The sequence below is a fragment of the Rahnella sp. NRRL B-41462 genome (assembly GCF_003263525.1).
Taxonomy (GTDB): Bacteria; Pseudomonadota; Gammaproteobacteria; order Enterobacterales; family Enterobacteriaceae; genus Rahnella; species Rahnella aceris.
In genome coordinates this window covers 1-15,421 of sequence record NZ_JYDF01000116.1, presented here as the reverse complement: position 1 = coordinate 15,421, position 15,421 = coordinate 1, and the positions used below count along the sequence as shown (strand labels likewise).

Annotated in this window: 17 protein-coding genes and 1 pseudogene; 11 read left to right on the top strand and 7 right to left on the bottom strand. The window is 56.0% G+C overall.

The window, feature by feature from the left end; genetic code table 11:
* Positions 1-62 precede the first annotated feature (62 nt).
* Both UC14_RS23025 and UC14_RS23020 read right to left on the bottom strand, forming a co-directional pair.
* Complete coding sequence (locus UC14_RS23025; RefSeq protein ID WP_112198505.1) at positions 63-599, bottom strand: GNAT family N-acetyltransferase; 537 nt, start codon at positions 597-599, stop codon at positions 63-65.
* Between the two features lie 27 nt (positions 600-626).
* Complete coding sequence (locus tag UC14_RS23020; protein ID WP_013576324.1) at positions 627-1,196, bottom strand: helix-turn-helix domain-containing protein; 570 nt, start codon at positions 1,194-1,196, stop codon at positions 627-629.
* A 179-nt stretch (positions 1,197-1,375) separates the two neighbouring features.
* Between UC14_RS23020 and UC14_RS23015 the strand changes: the two genes are divergently transcribed.
* Genes UC14_RS23015 through UC14_RS22975 form a run of 9 tightly spaced genes read left to right on the top strand, consistent with a single transcriptional unit; the run spans position 1,376 to position 8,286 of the window.
* Positions 1,376-2,236: a MerR family transcriptional regulator gene (locus UC14_RS23015; RefSeq protein ID WP_112198504.1), complete on the top strand. Its 861-nt coding sequence runs from the start codon at positions 1,376-1,378 to the stop codon at positions 2,234-2,236.
* Complete coding sequence (locus UC14_RS23010; RefSeq protein WP_232829726.1) at positions 2,226-2,681, top strand: nuclear transport factor 2 family protein; 456 nt, start codon at positions 2,226-2,228, stop codon at positions 2,679-2,681. The genes UC14_RS23015 and UC14_RS23010 overlap by 11 nt, the downstream gene beginning before the upstream one ends.
* Positions 2,681-3,397: an SDR family NAD(P)-dependent oxidoreductase gene (locus UC14_RS23005; protein ID WP_112198502.1), complete on the top strand. Its 717-nt coding sequence runs from the start codon at positions 2,681-2,683 to the stop codon at positions 3,395-3,397. The genes UC14_RS23010 and UC14_RS23005 overlap by 1 nt, the downstream gene beginning before the upstream one ends.
* Before the next feature lies 1 nt (position 3,398).
* A complete protein-coding gene (locus UC14_RS23000; RefSeq protein WP_112198501.1) occupies positions 3,399-4,757 on the top strand; it encodes an NAD(P)/FAD-dependent oxidoreductase in 1,359 nt (452 codons plus the stop codon).
* A complete protein-coding gene (locus tag UC14_RS22995) occupies positions 4,754-5,470 on the top strand; it encodes a DUF1365 domain-containing protein (protein WP_013576329.1) in 717 nt (238 codons plus the stop codon). The genes UC14_RS23000 and UC14_RS22995 overlap by 4 nt, the downstream gene beginning before the upstream one ends.
* Before the next feature lie 2 nt (positions 5,471-5,472).
* The gene (locus UC14_RS22990; RefSeq protein ID WP_013576330.1) at positions 5,473-6,705 is read left to right on the top strand and encodes a cyclopropane-fatty-acyl-phospholipid synthase family protein; all 1,233 of its coding nucleotides are present in this window, start codon (positions 5,473-5,475) and stop codon (positions 6,703-6,705) included.
* Positions 6,702-7,202, top strand: a complete 501-nt coding sequence (locus tag UC14_RS22985) for a DUF2878 domain-containing protein (RefSeq protein ID WP_037037208.1) — start codon at positions 6,702-6,704, stop codon at positions 7,200-7,202. Before UC14_RS22990 ends, UC14_RS22985 begins: the two co-directional genes overlap by 4 nt.
* Entirely contained in the window at positions 7,202-7,729 is a 528-nt protein-coding gene (locus UC14_RS22980) for a hypothetical protein (protein ID WP_037037204.1), read from the top strand. The genes UC14_RS22985 and UC14_RS22980 overlap by 1 nt, the downstream gene beginning before the upstream one ends.
* A 20-nt stretch (positions 7,730-7,749) precedes the next feature.
* The gene (locus UC14_RS22975; protein ID WP_013576333.1) at positions 7,750-8,286 is read left to right on the top strand and encodes a DUF3833 domain-containing protein; all 537 of its coding nucleotides are present in this window, start codon (positions 7,750-7,752) and stop codon (positions 8,284-8,286) included.
* Between the two features lie 81 nt (positions 8,287-8,367).
* On the opposite strand, the gene yedA is transcribed toward UC14_RS22975, so the two are convergent.
* Positions 8,368-9,285 carry a drug/metabolite exporter YedA gene (gene yedA / locus UC14_RS22970; RefSeq protein WP_112198500.1) on the bottom strand — a complete coding sequence of 306 codons (918 nt, stop codon included), beginning with the start codon at positions 9,283-9,285 and terminating at the stop codon, positions 8,368-8,370.
* 225 nt (positions 9,286-9,510) lie between these two features.
* Here yedA and UC14_RS27375 point away from each other — a divergent pair.
* A pseudogene (locus UC14_RS27375) lies at positions 9,511-9,612 on the top strand (hypothetical protein); the annotation flags it as partial.
* A gap of 63 nt (positions 9,613-9,675) precedes the next feature.
* Here the strand turns inward: UC14_RS27375 and UC14_RS22965 are convergent.
* From UC14_RS22965 to UC14_RS22950, 4 genes are all read right to left on the bottom strand, one after another.
* Complete coding sequence (locus UC14_RS22965; protein ID WP_013576336.1) at positions 9,676-10,434, bottom strand: ABC transporter permease; 759 nt, start codon at positions 10,432-10,434, stop codon at positions 9,676-9,678.
* On the bottom strand, positions 10,431-11,375 hold the full coding sequence (locus tag UC14_RS22960; RefSeq protein WP_112198499.1) for an ABC transporter ATP-binding protein: 945 nt from the start codon (positions 11,373-11,375) through the stop codon (positions 10,431-10,433). Before UC14_RS22960 ends, UC14_RS22965 begins: the two co-directional genes overlap by 4 nt.
* Complete coding sequence (locus tag UC14_RS22955; RefSeq protein WP_112151643.1) at positions 11,372-12,541, bottom strand: ABC transporter permease; 1,170 nt, start codon at positions 12,539-12,541, stop codon at positions 11,372-11,374. The genes UC14_RS22960 and UC14_RS22955 overlap by 4 nt, the downstream gene beginning before the upstream one ends.
* Before the next feature lie 61 nt (positions 12,542-12,602).
* Positions 12,603-13,541 (bottom strand): ABC transporter substrate-binding protein, encoded by a 939-nt coding sequence (locus tag UC14_RS22950; RefSeq protein ID WP_112198498.1) that lies wholly within the window; start codon positions 13,539-13,541, stop codon positions 12,603-12,605.
* Between the two features lie 362 nt (positions 13,542-13,903).
* Here UC14_RS22950 and UC14_RS22945 point away from each other — a divergent pair, with 362 nt between their 5' ends.
* Positions 13,904-15,400 (top strand): MFS transporter, encoded by a 1,497-nt coding sequence (locus tag UC14_RS22945; protein WP_013576340.1) that lies wholly within the window; start codon positions 13,904-13,906, stop codon positions 15,398-15,400.
* Positions 15,401-15,421 lie beyond the last annotated feature (21 nt).

Genomic DNA, 15,421 nt, shown 5'->3' with positions numbered 1-15,421 from the left:
TTGAATTTGAATTTGAAGTTGAAGTTGAAGTTAAAACCGCCCCTGATTCGGTCAAAATCAGATCACACCAGCACCTTATACATCACACTCGTCGACTCCAGCATTCCCCCCGTCGACATCGCATAATGCGGAATCGTCCCGCTCAGGGTGAAACCCTGATTTTCATACAATGTCTGTGCCGGACTGCCGGTGACGGTATCCAGCACCAGCAAGGTTTTGCCCTCTTCCCGCGCCAGCGCTTCAACCGCCGTCATCAGTTTACGCGCGATACCCTTGCGGCGGCCATCGGGGTGAACCATCAGTTTAACCACGTCACCGCGGTGCGCACCGTTGGCGGGCTGATCGACCACCAGTTGCACCGTGCCGATGATTTTGCCTGCCATGCGCGCCACCAGCAGGCGTTTTTCGCCACGCTCAAAAGCCGGTAACAGCTTTTGCCAGAACGCCTGCGCCTGCACAAAACCGAAAGGCAAAATAAAACCGATGCTGGCACCCAACGCCACGGACTGCATCAGGGTTTCGGCCAGCGCATCCAGATCGATTTGCGACAATACGCCGCCCTGCACTTCACTGATCACCACTTCATTGCTGTTTTGCATCATGTTAAACCTTACTCAGTCAGACATTTAAGGACGTGAAATGACGATGGCGTAGCGGGCATCTGCCGGGCCGGGTACGTAGAAAGAAGTCCTGCCGTGAAGATGAAAACGCAGGCAGTCGCCCGGTTCCAGCCGGTAACTGCGGCCATCGAGCACAAATTCCAGTACACCTTCAAGCATCCAGATATGCTGTTCGAGTCCCTCTACCGGCGGTGCGTCGTAAGTAATGCTGGCGCCAGCTTTCAGCACACCTGAAATCAACTCAGCACGAAAACCCGGTGCTGGTGCGGAAACGGAACGACGCTCGAAGCCGGTTTCCCGGTCATGCCACACCGGTTGTTGCGATGCGCGGATAAGCTCCGGGGGGTTATCTTCCAGCGCCATCAGCAAACGGGAAGTGGTCAGCCCGTAAGCCGCACTCAGTTTGCCCAGCAACGAGGCCGTCGGGCTGGTCTCTGCCCGCTCCACGCGTGAAAGTGTCGCGCGGCTTATGCCGGTCATCTGCGCCAGTTGTTCAAGTGACCAGCCCTGGCTGACGCGTAATTCAGCCAGCCGTTCCGCCAGACGGAGATCGTGATTGTCCTGCCCTTCTCCCATTTTCTTACCCTGCCGTGAAATCTCAATACAGGGAAAATATCTCTTATATGAGAATATCGCAAGTTAAAAAAGTGTAACCAAAAGGATTTTCCAAGTTGTACAGAAATAATAAAGTTGTACAACTTTACGATGTGGCGCTAGAGTTAGCTTATAAGTGGTATGAATATTTGGATGGAAATATGTCTCTGTACAGCATCGGTGAAGTCGCCCGAATTTGTGGTATCAACCCGGTCACGTTGCGTGCCTGGCAGCGGCGTTATGGCCTGCTGAAGCCACAGCGCACAGAGGGTGGCCATCGTCTGTTTAATGATGATGATCTCGACACCATCCGCACCATTCTGGGCTGGATCAATCGCGGTATTCCGGTTGGTCAGGTGAAATCTTTGCTGGAAGGTAAAGTGGACGTGCTACCCGGTGGCTGGTCGCAGTCAGAACATCAGCTGCTGACCGCCTTACAGGATGGCCGCCCGCAAAAAGTTCGTCAGTTGATGCTGGAGTTCGGTCGTGAATACCCGGCGGTAACATTTGTGAATAACGTGCTTCGCCCCCTGCGTGAGCGCCTGAGTTCCGGCGATTCACGACTGCTGATGCTGCGCAGCCAGCTTGACGGTCTGATCATTGAACACGCGGTGATGTGCATGAACGCCGCCCGTAAGCGTCCCGGACCGGCTGCCACGCTGATCGGCTGGGGGAACACAGACAGCACCGAGTTGTGGCTTGAGGCCATTGTGCGGTGCGAAGAAGGTTTGCAGGTCGAAATATTGCCGGTTCCTCTCAGCGAGCCGTATCTGGAAAACCTGAGCGGCTCGCAAATTCTGTTGTGGTCCGAAGGCAAGCTGACGCAGGTTCAGCGCCAGCGGCTGCAGAACTGGATGGCGCAGGGTTTGTCGATCATCCTGCTGGGCAGCTCAGCTATCCTGCTCGGCGCAGAAGAAACAGACGCTAAGGAAGATGAGTTCAGCGCCTCCCCCGATGACGATGATCATCGCGCCAGCCTTCGTATTGAGCCTGTTCGCCGGGAAGGAAAAAATGATGCTTAAACATTCTTCCGAACACGCAACCCCGGCCGATGTTCTGGCACGGCTGTGCGAATTTTACCGTCACCTTGATACCAGCCGCCTGCCGCAGCTTTCCCTTATTTATCATCCGAATGTGGTGTTTATCGATCCGGTTTCACATTACGACGGCGTGGATGCGCTGGAACACTATTTTGCGCAGCTGCTTGAGAAAACGAATTACTGCCGCTTTGAGATCCAGCCTCCACTTATTCAGGGTGATGAAGTGTCGCTGTTCTGGCGGATGGAATTCTCACACCCGGCGTTGAAAAAAGGTCAGGCAATGTTTCTTGATGGCACAAGCCATCTGCGCCTGAATGAAAACCTTATTATCTATCAGCGCGATTATTACGATCTCGGTGCCATGTTGTACGAGCACATTCCGGTGCTCGGCGGTGTCGTGCGCGCCGTCAAAGCCAGGTTGAAATAATGGGGCGCGTACTGATTACCGGTGCCAGTTCTGGCATTGGCAAACAACTGGCACTGGATTATGCCAGCGGAGGCTGGGAGGTCATTGCCTGCGGGCGAGATGGCGCAAAGCTGACGGCCGTCGCCGCCACCAGCCCGCTGATCATCCCGCTGTGTTTTGATATCACCGATTTACAGGCTACCCGTGAAGCATTGCAGGGCAGGCTGGCCGATTTAGTGATTCTTTGCGCGGGCACCTGCGAATATCTCGACAACGGCGTCGTCGATGCCGAAAAAGTCATGCGGGTGATGAACACCAATTTTTCCGGCCCGGTCAATTGCCTCGACGCCCTGCTCCCCGGCTTAGCGCCCGGCAGCCGGATAGCGCTGGTGGGTTCCGTCGCCTGGCTGCTGCCGTTTTCACGCAGTGAAGCCTATGGGGCATCCAAAGCCGCGCTGGCCTTTTTTGCCCGCTCTCTGGCGGTTGATCTGGCGAAACGTCAGATTCACATTTCGCTGATTCAGCCGGGTTTTGTCGAAACACCACTGACATCGCGCAATGACTTCCCGATGCCGATGATGGTGAGCGTCGCCCAGGCGTCGAAGCACATTCGTAAAAAACTGGCGCGCGGTGCGAGTGAAATCGCCTTCCCTCCGCTTTTTGCCCGTTTACTCAAGGTGCTCTCCTTGCTGCCCGTCAGTTTGCAACAATGGTTATGCCGGAAAATGGTGAAATAAAATGACAACAAAAGTGGCGATTGTAGGCAGCGGAATTTCAGGGCTGAGCTGTGCCTGGCTGCTGGCAAAAAGTCAGCCCGGCTGTGAGATTACCGTCTTTGAAGCGTCTGAAACCTTAGGCGGACATACTGCCACGCAGGATGTGATTTCCGACGGAAAAGAATACGCCATCGATACCGGTTTTATTGTCTATAACTCCCTGACATACCCGCATTTTATTGCCCTGCTCAAAGAACTGGGCATTGAAGGACAGCCGACGGAAATGAGTTTTTCCGTACGCAATCCGGTTAATAAACTCGAATACAACGGCCACTCGCTGAACAGCCTGTTTGCCCAGCGCCGCAACCTGCTCAAACCGCAATTCTGGCGCTTTATTCTCGAGATCCTGCGGTTTAACAAACTGTGCAAGGCGCGCCTGCTGAATCCGCACAATGACGAAGATACGCTGGCTGACTTGCTCGATCAAAACGGTTTCACCCCGTTTTTCGCCCTGCATTATGTGCTGCCGATGGGGGCGGCCATCTGGTCTTCTTCGCTGAGCGATATGGCGAATTTCCCCCTGTCGATGTTCCTGCGCTTTTTCGATAATCACGGATTACTGGACGTCAGCAACCGCCCGCAATGGATGGTGGTCCCCGGCGGTTCACGGGAATATATCCGCCGGATGCAGGAAAAACTGCCGGCCCGCGTCAGGCTGCTGACCAGCGCACCGGTCAGTAAAGTCGTCCGCACACCCTGCGGTGTGACGCTGCATTCCCCGCATGGCGAGGCGCATTTTGATCAGATTATTTTCGCCTGCCATTCCGATCAGGTGCTGACCATTCTGGGTGACAACGCCACTGCTGATGAGCAAAGCATTCTCACTGCCCTGCCTTATCAGAGCAACGACGTCATTTTGCATACCGATACCCACCTGCTGCCTCGCGAAAAACGCGCCTGGGCGAGCTGGAATTATCAGTTGCCGAACGCGCTGAATCTGGCGGACCACGCGGATATACGCGACAGCAATCCTTCGCACCGCCGCCGCGCCAGCGTGACCTATAACATGAATATTTTGCAGGGGCTGAATACGCCGCAGACATTTTGCGTGTCACTCAATCCGCTGACGCCGATTGATGAAAACAAAGTCCTGTTCCGCACCACGTATATGCACCCGGTTCTCAATCTGGCCAGCCGCCACGCACAGCAGGAACGCCAGCGGATCAACGGCCACAACCGCACCTGGTTCTGCGGTGCGTACTGGTACAACGGCTTTCACGAAGACGGTGTCAACAGTGCGCGTGACGTGGTGGAACAACTCAATCTGCAACTTTTCAGTGCGCAGCAACAGAGTGAGCAGGAAAAACGGGAGGCGTCATGAACAGCCAGTTGTATGTCGGCACGGTGCGCCATCGGCGGTTTACGCCGGTTGAACACCGATTCGACTACGATATTTTCATGCCGCTGATTGACCTTGATGAACTGGACCAGTTACCTGCACAAGGTATCCAGCTCGACCGGTTTTCCGCCGCCAGTTTTCGCCGCAAAGATTATCTCGGCGGCGGTGATATCAAAACCAAAGCGCAGGCGAGAATTGAAGCGCTGACCGGCGAACGCCCGGACGGGCGGGTGATGTTGTTATGTCAGTTGTGTTATTTCGGCTGTTATTTCAATCCGGTGAATTTTTACTATCTTTATGATCAGCATGGTGTTTTGCGCTGGATGCTGGCCGAGGTGCGCAATACCCCCTGGAACGAACGTCACACCTACGCCGTTCTGCCTGACGGTTCACAACCGGTGCCGAAAGCCTTTCATGTGTCGCCCTTTAATCCGATGGACATGGTCTATCACTGGCGGCTGACACCCCCTGGAAAGCAGTTACACATCACTATCGAAAATCACCGTAAAGAACGGGAATTCGATGCAGCCCTTTCACTGACAGCCCGTCCGCTGACCCGCGCGGCGTTGCGTCAGCAATTGTGGCGGCTGCCTGTCATGACCGCTAAAACCGCACTGACTATCTACTGGCAGGCACTGAAACTGTGGCTGAAACGGGCGCCCATTTATTCTCATCCTCCCGTTGATAAGGACTGACCATGAGCCAACCTGAAATGCAACTCGCCCGTGAAGGGACGAATAACAGGCGCAGCAAAGCGGCGCGCGCGCTCATCCTTAGCGTCCTGAAGCAGCTCAAAGGCGCGGGCCTGACGCTGCGTGAACCCGGTGAGCAGGCGATATTTTTTGGCGATCCGACGGCTATCTTGCAGGGTGAAATTGACATTCTGCATCAGCGCGCTTACCGGCGTGTCTTACTGGGCGGCAGCGTCGCAGCGGGTGAGAGTTTTATTGATGGCGACTGGACCACGCCTAATCTGACCGTCGTGCTGCAACTGCTGGCCGAGAACCTGAAGCTGGTCGATAAAATCGAGGCACGCCTCAGCTGGCTCAGCACACCGGCCAAAAAAGTCATTCATTTTTTCCGCCGCAACAGTCCGTCGCAGGCGCGTAAAAATATCTCGGCGCATTACGATCTGGGCAACGATTTTTATCAGGGTTTTCTCGATGAGAAGATGCTGTATTCCTCGGCCTGGTATCAGGAGCCGCAGATGACGCTGGAACAGGCGCAGGAAGCCAAAATGCGCCGCCTGTGTGAACAGCTGCAATTAAAAGCGGGCGATCATCTGCTGGAAATCGGCACCGGCTGGGGCGCGATGGCCGAATTTGCCGCGCGCGAATACGGCTGTCAGGTCACCACCACCACCATTTCCCGCGAGCAATATCGCTTTGCCTGTGAGCGGATTGAAAAAGCCGGGCTGAGTGACCGCGTGACGGTGCTGTTCGAAGACTATCGTTCGCTGCAGGGGCAGTTCGACAAACTGGTGTCGATAGAGATGATCGAAGCAGTCGGCAAACGCTATCTCTCCACCTTTTTCAAACGCTGCAATGCGCTGCTCAAACCGCACGGGCGTATGGCAATTCAGGCAATCACCATCGCCGACCAGCGTTATGCCGCCTACAGCCGTAACGTCGATTTTATTCAGTGCTACGTTTTTCCCGGCGGTTTTCTGCCCTCAATTACCGCCATGAATGACACCATGACCCGTTGCACCAGTCTGGTGGTGCGTGACCTGTTCGATATCGGTTCCGATTACGCCCGCACCCTTCATGAATGGCGCGAGCGGGTGCAGCGCTACTGGAATGCACAGACTGACGGCGTGCAGGACGAATATTTCCGCCGTCTGTGGCTGTTTTATCTGTGCTACTGCGAGGCAGGTTTTCGTGCACGCACCATCAGCACCGTGCAGTTGGTCGCCGAGCGACGCGGATGAAAGCCTTGCGCTTCTGGCTGCTGACACTGGGTTTTGATGCCTGGTGGACGCTGGCCGTCTGGGGGCGCGGACGGTTTATCCTCTTCCTGCTTTTAAGCAGTTTTCTGATGCTGGCGTTTACACCATCAAAACGCCGGTTGTGGGTCGCCACCGCCTGTACGCTGGGCATCATGATGGACTCGCTGTGGTGCATTTTGGGTCTGTTTGAATTTAGCGATTCTTCCGCCGTACCGCCGTGGATGATGGCGTTATGGCTGGGCTTCAGCGCCTGGTGGCTGTGGTTACTCGGCTATTTACGGCTGACATGGTACTGGCTGATGCCTGTCGGCGCGGTCAGCGGCCCGCTGGCCTATTACCTCGGCATGCAGCTCGGTGCCATGCAACTTCTCGCCGCACCGGTTTATGTCTGGCTTCTGCTGGCGGCGGGCTGGGCGATATTCTTACCGCTGATCAGCCTGCCGGTGCTGCTCAGCCATGACACAGAGCGGAAAACCTGATGATGCGCGCATTTCTGGCCGTACTTTCGCTGATGATTTCTTTCTCTGCCTTTGCCGCCACGCCGTGGAACCAATGGCAACAGGTCGGGCGTGCCACGCTGAGCTGGGGGCCTTTTGAGGTTTATCATTCGCAACTGCTGACGCCCGACGGTAAGTATCAGGCCGGAAAATGGCCGCAGGCGCTGAAGATTGAGTATCTGCGCAGCATTGATCATCAGGAGCTGACCAAAGCAACAGAAGAGCAATGGCAGGCACTGGGATTGCTGGCGCAGGCACAGAAAAATGGCTGGCTGGAGGCGGTACAAAACACCTGGCCGGATGTCAGCAACGGCAGCGAAATCATGTTTGTCGCCACTGAAAATGGCGGCCAGTTTTACAGCCAGCCCGCAAACAGCGTGCTGAGCACACCGGTCGGTCAGCCTTTCAGCCCGGCATTCCGCGATGCCTTTCTGGCGATCTGGCTCTCGCCCGCCACGCAATATCCTGATTTACGCAGCAAGCTGACCGGCGCATCCGCGTCCGATTAATGGCATCTTATGGAGGTTTTATGACTGTTCTGCGCAAGATTTTTGTCACGCTGATCGTCGGCGGAATGCTGTTACTCACCGGCTGTAAAGCCAATATTCAGGATTACGCACAAGCGCAACCGAAGCTGGATATTTTCACCTGGTTTGCCGGTGACAGCGTGGCCTACGGCATGGTGCAGGATTACAGCAACAAACAGACCCGGCGCTTCATCGTGAAAATCCGCGGTGATGTGGCGGGCGATACGCTGACGTTGCATGAAGACTTTGTGTATGACGACGGCGAGAAACAGACCCGCGTCTGGCGGATCCGCAAACTGGCGGACGGCAGCTATACCGGCACGGCGGGCGACATTATCGGCACCGCCACCGGGCAATCCGCAGGCAATGCCTTTAACTGGAAATACGTGATGGACGTAAAATCAGGCGGCAGCACCTACCGGCTGACGTTCGATGACTGGATTTATCAGCAGGACGAACAGCACTTGTTTAACGTCACCGCGCTGAAAAAATTCGGCGTGGAAGTGGCGCGGGTGACGATTTTCTTTGAGAAAAAATAGGCTTAACCCGGTCTGATCCCTCCCCTGCGAAGGGGAGGAGCAAAACAAAATCAGCTTTCACATTTGCGAAAAGGAAGCGGTTTAAACCTTCACTTCTTTAATCACCGTCTTCTTACGCCCGAATACAAATTTCCCCAGCGTCACCAGCAGCACCGCGCAGAGGATCACGCCCAACGCCACCCATTCGACCGGAGACAAGGATTCACCGGCGAAGCCGATGCCGAGCAACACCGCCACAATCGGGTTCACATAGGCATAACTGGTGGCCACGGCGGGACGCACAGTTTTCAGCAGAAACATATAGGCGCTGATGGCAATCATCGAGCCAAATACCACCAGATAACCGAGCGCCAGAAAACCGCTTAGCGAAGGCGTCGCGGTCATGTGTTCCCCGGTGACACGACTTGCCACCAGCAACACCACACCGGCGATAATCATTTCCGCCGCACCCGCCATCAGGCCGGTTGGCAGCGGCAAGCGAGAACTCCACACCGAACCGAATGCCCAGCTTAGTGAGGCGAGCAGGATCAGCGCCGCGCCCCACGGGTTCCCTTCCAGATTACTGCCGGTATTAAGCAGCACAATCCCGAACAGGCCGATGGCGACACCGGTCCATTCCAGGCGGCTATTGGGCATTCCCCACAGGCGGCTGAAACACAGGGTAAACAGCGGCACGGTGGCGACCATTACGGCGGCAATGCCCGACGGCACCTGCATATGTTCCGCCACCGTCACCAGCCCGTTACCGACAGAGAGCAGCAAAATACCTACGGCACCGGCGGCCATCCACTGCTTCAACGTCGGGACTTTATGCCCGCGCAGCAATAAAAACGTGAACAAAATACATCCGGCGACGAAGAAACGCAGCCCGGCCATCATCAGCGGTGGCCAGCTTTCCACGCCCACGCGGATCACGAAATAGGTCGAACCCCAGATAAAATACAGCGCAAACAGTGCAGCAATTAATGGCAGCAGGGAACGGGTGGCGGAACCAGTCATAGGAATAACTTATTAGCGTGATAATGAAGGCAAACAGTTAACGCTATTGCCCTGATTTCCGGCAAGGGAATCCGTGCGATCGCGTCAAAATGTTGCTAAAAAGTTTCTGTATATGACAAAAAATGCGCTGGCATCACCGTTAAAAGTAATCACAGCATGAATAGTCTGTTGCAGGGGTGAGGAAACGATTTATAATTCGCCGTTCAAAATCCTGAGGTACTGCACATGAATTCGCTAGGCAAAAAATTATTTATCGCGCTGTTTGGTCTGATGGCGATTGGCGCAATTGGTGGCGTGATGGTTGCCGGTTATGCGGTGGTGATTCAGGACGACGCGAAACCGGTCAGCGATAACGACGCCCCTTCCGTGGTGCCTGCGCCGCCGTCTGCATCAACGAACTGATTCGTCCACTGACCGCTGCTGCCAGCGTTGTAACCCTTGGCTCCAGCGTTCAAACAGCATATCTACGCAAATCGCCAGCAACGCGACAATCACCGCACCCTGCAATACGTAGGCGGTATTAAAACCGCTCAGGCCGATGATAATCGGCGAGCCGAGGCTTAACGTGCCGACCGACGAGGCAATCGCCGCCGTCCCGATATTGATAATCACTGACGTGCGGATGCCGGAAATAATCACCGGTGCGGCCAGCGGAATTTCCACTTTCCGCAGCATCTGCCAGCGGCTCATCCCCACGCCCTGCGCAATCTCCCGCGCCGACGCCGGTACCGATTCAATCCCGGCAATCGTCCCCTGCAGGATCGGCAACAACCCGTAAAGCACCAGCGCAATAATCGCCGGTTTTTCACTGAATCCCATCACCGGCACCGCGACTGCCAGTACCGCAACCGGCGGAAACGTCTGTCCCATCGCCACCAGCGTTTCCACCAGTGAACGGAATTCTTTGCCCGCCGGACGTGTTACGCCCACCCCCGCCGCTACGCCGATAATCACCGCAATCAGGCTGGAAATGCCGACCAGCAACAGATGGGCTTCCACCAGCGCGGCAAAGCTTTCCTGCTGATACACCGGCCTGCTGAGTTCAGGGAACATCCAGTGGAACAGCCCGCCGAGCGAGGTCATACCGAAAATCAGCGCCAGCAATAAAGCGAATAACCAAATCAGAGGATCTGCAAATACCCGTTTCATGCGCGGCCCTCCGGTGCGGTCAGATCCGCAAAATGCAGCACGCCGAGCGGTTGCCCTTGTTCATCCACCACCGGTAACTGCTGAGCCTGCTGCGCGACAAATTTTGACAGCGCCTGACTGAGGCTCATGGTATCGGTCAGCGGTAACTGGCTGCCGGAATACGGCTCGCCGCGCCGCATCAGCGAACCCACTTCGCGCAGCGACAACAAGCGGATCCCCATCTCGCTGCCACCGAAGAAATCACGCACAAACGGCGTCGCCGGTCGGGTCAGCAATTCCAGCGGCGTCCCCTGCTGCACCACTTGTCCGTCATTGAGCAGTACGATGCGGTCAGCCAGCGCCAGCGCTTCGTCGATGTCGTGCGTCACCAGCACAATGGTGCGGTGAGTGATTTTATGGATGCGCGCCACTTCTTCCTGTAACGTCGCGCGGGTCACCGGATCGAGCGCACCGAAAGGTTCATCCATCAGCAATACTTCCGGGTCAGAAGCCAGCGCCCGTGCCACACCGACGCGCTGCTGTTGTCCGCCGGAAAGCTGATGCGGATAACGATGACGGAACTGTTTCGGGTCAAGATTGAGGAGTTCGAGCAGTTCAGTCACGCGGTCACGGATTTTCGCCTTCGGCCATTTCAGTAATTGTGGCACGGTGGCGATATTCTCTTCCACCGTCCAGTGCGGGAACAGGCCAATGGACTGGATCGCATAACCCATCCGGCGGCGCAGATCCTGCGCACGGAATTTTTCTATCGGTTCACCGGCAAATAAAATCTCCCCGCGATCGTGCTCCACCAGCCGGTTGATCATTTTGAGCGTGGTGGATTTCCCCGAACCGGAGGTGCCGATCAGCACCGTGAATTCGCCTTTGGCCATTTCCAGCGTGAGATCGCGCACGACCGCTTTTCCGGCAAAGTGTTTGCTAACCTGCTTGAAATGAATCATCTGCGTGTGGTTTCCAGAATTGAGACTGCAAATTTAAAGACGCTGTCGACAACAACGGCCATCAGCACCGCCGGGATCACCCCAAGCAAGACCAGATCCAGCGCACTGCTGAGCAGACCCTGGAACATGATGGCGCCCAGTCCGCCCGCGCCAATCAGCGCCGCAACCATCGCCATACCGACCGTTTGCACCGCAACAATGCGCACACCAGTCAGGATAACCGGCAAGGCAATCGGCATCTGCACGCGGAAAAACACCTGCGCACGGTTCATGCCCATGCCGCGGGCAGATTCGATCACCGATTCCGGCACCGACTCCAGCCCGGCAATCACCCCGCGCACCAGCGGCAACAGCGAATACAGCACCAGCGCGATAATCGCCGGTGCCAGCCCGATGCCACTGATGCCGTGTTCAGCCAGCCACGGCAGCGCTTTTGCCAGCCCCGCCAGCGGTGCGAGCAGCAGGCCAAACAACGCAATCGACGGCACGGTCTGAATAATATTCAGCACCGACAATACCGGCCCGCGCCAGCGGGGTTTACGGTGACACAGCAACCCGACCGGCAGACCGATCAGCACCGCAGGCACCAGCGTGCCAAACAAAATGCCGAGATGCTGCCACAGCGCATCGTTGAACACGTCGGAACGGTTGTCGTATTCCTTGAGCAGCGAAAGTTCGGCAAGCTGACCGTACGCCAGCAGCAAAACCACCGGCACGACCATCTGCACGTTGAGCAAAATACGCAGGCTGTGATTGCGGGTAAAACGGGAAATGGCGTCAGAGGCGATCAGCAGACAAAGCGCCGCACCTGCCCAGAAACCGCCGCCGAGCGAGGTGCGCGCGATACTGTCTTCATCGCCCCCCGCAAGTTGCACCGCGCTGTGACCGGCCAGCCAGACCAGCACGGCCAGCAGGATTTCCGCCAGCAGCATCACCAGCAAATGATGGCGGCCATAAAGGGTCAGAAAGGCACAGGCCAGCAGCAAAACGGCAGGCAACAGGAGTAATGCAGAATAGCCATGCAGCAGGCTCGCCAGTGAAATACCTTTACCGGATACCAGCCGGTTGGGCGCATGGCTGACAAAAGCCAGCCCGAAACCGGCCAGCAACAGCAGCAAAACCAGCGTCAGCAGGACGCGGTTTTTAACGGGTGAGTGATAAGTCAAAACATTACCTGATATCAGAGAGCACGACCCGAAGATCGTGCTCAGGGCGGTCACTGCCCGGTTATTTTTTAACGAAACCTTTTTCCTGCAAGTACTTCGCCGCCACCTTCTTCGCATCCTGACCATCAACCGCGATTTTCGCGTTCAGCCCCTGGAGCGTTTTGGTATCAAGCGAAGCAAACACCGGTTTGAGCAATTCAGGAATGTTCGGATGCGCTTTCAGCGCGGCCTCGCGGATGACAGGCGCAGGCGCGTAAATCGGCTGTACGCCTTTCGGATCTTCCAGCGTTTGCAGGCCGAGCGCGGCGACCGGGCCGTCAGTGCCGTAAGCCATTGCCGCATTGACGCCGGAAGTCTGCTCAGCGGCCGCTTTGATAGTCACCGCCGTATCACCGCCCGCCAGAGACAACAGTTGCGCCTGATTAAGCTTGAAGCCATAGGCATTCTCAAACGCCGGTAAGGCATCCGGACGCTCGATAAACTCGGCTGACGCCGCCAGTTTGAAATCGCCGCCGCTGCTGATGTATTTGCCCAAATCACCCAGCGATTTCAGGTTGTGCGCACTCGCGACGTCCTGACGTACCGCGATAGTCCAGGTGTTATTGGCCGGAGACGGATTCAGCCAGACAATTTTGTTCTGGTCGTAATCCAGCTTTTTGACTTTATCGAAACCGGCCTGCGCATTTTTCCACGCCGGGTCTTTATCGTCGGAGAAGAAGAACGCGCCGTTGCCGGTGTATTCCGGATAGATATCGATTTCACCGGCGGTGATTGCGCCACGCACCACTTTCGTCGTTCCCAGCTGTAATTTATTGGTAGTGTGAATACCGTTGGCTTCCAGCACCTGAATAATAATGTTACCGAGCAGCGACCCTTCGGTATCAATTTTTGAGCCGACACGCACGGCATCATCAGCGGCCTGTGCGCTGAAACTTAACACGGAAGCCAGCGCCAGTGCTGCCACTGAAAATCCCCGTACTCGCCCAGTTGTTACAGTCATGTTCTATCCTCTTATCGGGTTATGTTGGTTTTTGTCGCCCGGCGACTGCTCTGTCTTTCGGCTTTCATCTGAATAAACAAGCTGCTAACAAGAATAGTCCAATTTCGCGCAGGGAAACGGAGGGTGAGCCATAAAAGCAGGCGGCGGAAGCGGAGTAAAATGCATAAATGTTCGAAGCTTATCCGCTAAATCACTGAGACAAGACAGGCTGTTTCCCCCGAAGAAGATGTTCACCGCTGCCTTTTAGATCACTTTGTTTTAACTTATAGCCATTTGTTTTCACGCAACGTCTAATCAGGACTTGTGACCGGCATCACCTCGCCTCTATGCTGGTTTTTTTGTCAAAAAGCGTAAACACAACAATGTCTGATTCAATTGCGGCCTCTCAGACCGCCTCTTCAGGGGATTACAGCGCAGATTCTGCGTCTGACCAGCCGGTGGTGATTCGCTCCGCTGCCGATATTACTCAGTTAGTGAACCGCGGCGCAGCGAAAATCAGCGACGCACGCATCGTGATTGCTATCGCTCTCGGCGGCGTTTTCCTCGACGCTTATGATCTCGGTGCGCTGGCTTTCGGAATGAAAGATATCACCCGCCAGTTTGGGCTGACGCCTTCCGGCGCGGGCTTTGTGGCCTCGGCGATCACTTTCGGGGCGATTGTCGGCGCATTGTTCGGCGGCTATCTGACCGACAAAATCGGCCGTTACCGCGTCTTTATGGCTGATATGTTCTTCTTCGTGATTGCCGCGCTGGCCTGCGCCTTTGCACCGAATGAATGGGTGCTCGGCGGGTCGCGCTTCGTGATGGGATTAGGCGTCGGCATCGATTTACCGGTGGCGATGGCATTTCTTGCGGAGTTCTCAAAACTTCAGGGGCGCGGCAATAAAGCCTCGCGCGTGGCGATGTGGTGCCCGACGTGGTACGCGGCGATCAGCGTCTCGTATCTGCTGGTTCTGCTGCTTTACGCAGTACTGCCTGCCACGCACACCGACTGGTTGTGGCGTCTGATCCTCGGCTTCGGCGCGGTGCCTGCGATTCTGATTATCGCTATCCGTCACCGTTATATGAATGAATCGCCGGTCTGGGCGGCCAATCAGGGCGACCTGCAAAGCGCGGCGGCGATCCTGAGAAAGTCTTACAACATCAATGCGGTAGTGGCTGAAGATGCGGACAAAACACCGCAGGTGAAAGTGCGCAAAGCCGCATGGCGTAACTACGGCACGCTGTTGCAGGGCATTTATCTGCGCCGCACCGTGCTGGCGACCGTGACGGCGGTGGCCTCGTCATTTGCCTATAATGCGGTGGCATTCGGGTTACCGGTGATTTTATCCAGTTTCCTGCAACAATCGATGATCAGCACCATTCTGTTCTCGCTCGGCCTGAACCTGTGCTTCGCCTTCGTCGGTGGTCTGATTGCGGTACGGTATGTGTCGAAATTTGGTGCATGGAAAATGACCTACGCCGGTTACGCCTGCCAGTTGGTGGCGATGATCGGTCTGGCACTGGTCGGCCGCCCGGCAGACGGTGGCGAAGCCGCAATTTCCATCGCCATGCTGGCGTTATTCCTGTTCGGTCAGGGGTTCGGGCCGGGATCGCACACCATGACATTTGCGTCACTGAGCTACCCGACATCACTGCGCGGCATGGGTGTCGGCTTCAACCAGACGCTGATGCGCGCCAGCTCCACCCTTTCACTGTTCCTGTTTCCGGTGCTTTCCGCCGCACTCGGCACCGGCGTGTTCTGGGTGATCGCCTTAGCGCCACTGGCGGGCTTAATCGTACTGACAGCGGTACGCTGGGAACCGTCGGGATATGATGTTGATGCTGAGGATTTTCAGCAGGAAATTAAACCGGTTTAGGTTTTTGCCTTGCTCCTCCCC

Bases quoted from the DNA above. Each gene is read 5' to 3' on its own strand.
- UC14_RS23025 (WP_112198505.1), bottom strand. From the start codon at position 599: ATGCAAAACAGCAATGAAGTGGTGATCAGTGAAGTGCAGGGCGGCGTA.
- UC14_RS23020 (WP_013576324.1), bottom strand. From the start codon at position 1,196: ATGGGAGAAGGGCAGGACAATCACGATCTCCGTCTGGCGGAACGGCTG.
- UC14_RS23015 (WP_112198504.1), top strand. From the start codon at position 1,376: ATGTCTCTGTACAGCATCGGTGAAGTCGCCCGAATTTGTGGTATCAAC.
- UC14_RS23010 (WP_232829726.1), top strand. From the start codon at position 2,226: ATGATGCTTAAACATTCTTCCGAACACGCAACCCCGGCCGATGTTCTG.
- UC14_RS23005 (WP_112198502.1), top strand. From the start codon at position 2,681: ATGGGGCGCGTACTGATTACCGGTGCCAGTTCTGGCATTGGCAAACAA.
- UC14_RS23000 (WP_112198501.1), top strand. From the start codon at position 3,399: ATGACAACAAAAGTGGCGATTGTAGGCAGCGGAATTTCAGGGCTGAGC.
- UC14_RS22995 (WP_013576329.1), top strand. From the start codon at position 4,754: ATGAACAGCCAGTTGTATGTCGGCACGGTGCGCCATCGGCGGTTTACG.
- UC14_RS22990 (WP_013576330.1), top strand. From the start codon at position 5,473: ATGAGCCAACCTGAAATGCAACTCGCCCGTGAAGGGACGAATAACAGG.
- UC14_RS22985 (WP_037037208.1), top strand. From the start codon at position 6,702: ATGAAAGCCTTGCGCTTCTGGCTGCTGACACTGGGTTTTGATGCCTGG.
- UC14_RS22980 (WP_037037204.1), top strand. From the start codon at position 7,202: ATGATGCGCGCATTTCTGGCCGTACTTTCGCTGATGATTTCTTTCTCT.
- UC14_RS22975 (WP_013576333.1), top strand. From the start codon at position 7,750: ATGACTGTTCTGCGCAAGATTTTTGTCACGCTGATCGTCGGCGGAATG.
- yedA (WP_112198500.1), bottom strand. From the start codon at position 9,285: ATGACTGGTTCCGCCACCCGTTCCCTGCTGCCATTAATTGCTGCACTG.
- UC14_RS22965 (WP_013576336.1), bottom strand. From the start codon at position 10,434: ATGAAACGGGTATTTGCAGATCCTCTGATTTGGTTATTCGCTTTATTG.
- UC14_RS22960 (WP_112198499.1), bottom strand. From the start codon at position 11,375: ATGATTCATTTCAAGCAGGTTAGCAAACACTTTGCCGGAAAAGCGGTC.
- UC14_RS22950 (WP_112198498.1), bottom strand. From the start codon at position 13,541: ATGACTGTAACAACTGGGCGAGTACGGGGATTTTCAGTGGCAGCACTG.
- UC14_RS22945 (WP_013576340.1), top strand. From the start codon at position 13,904: ATGTCTGATTCAATTGCGGCCTCTCAGACCGCCTCTTCAGGGGATTAC.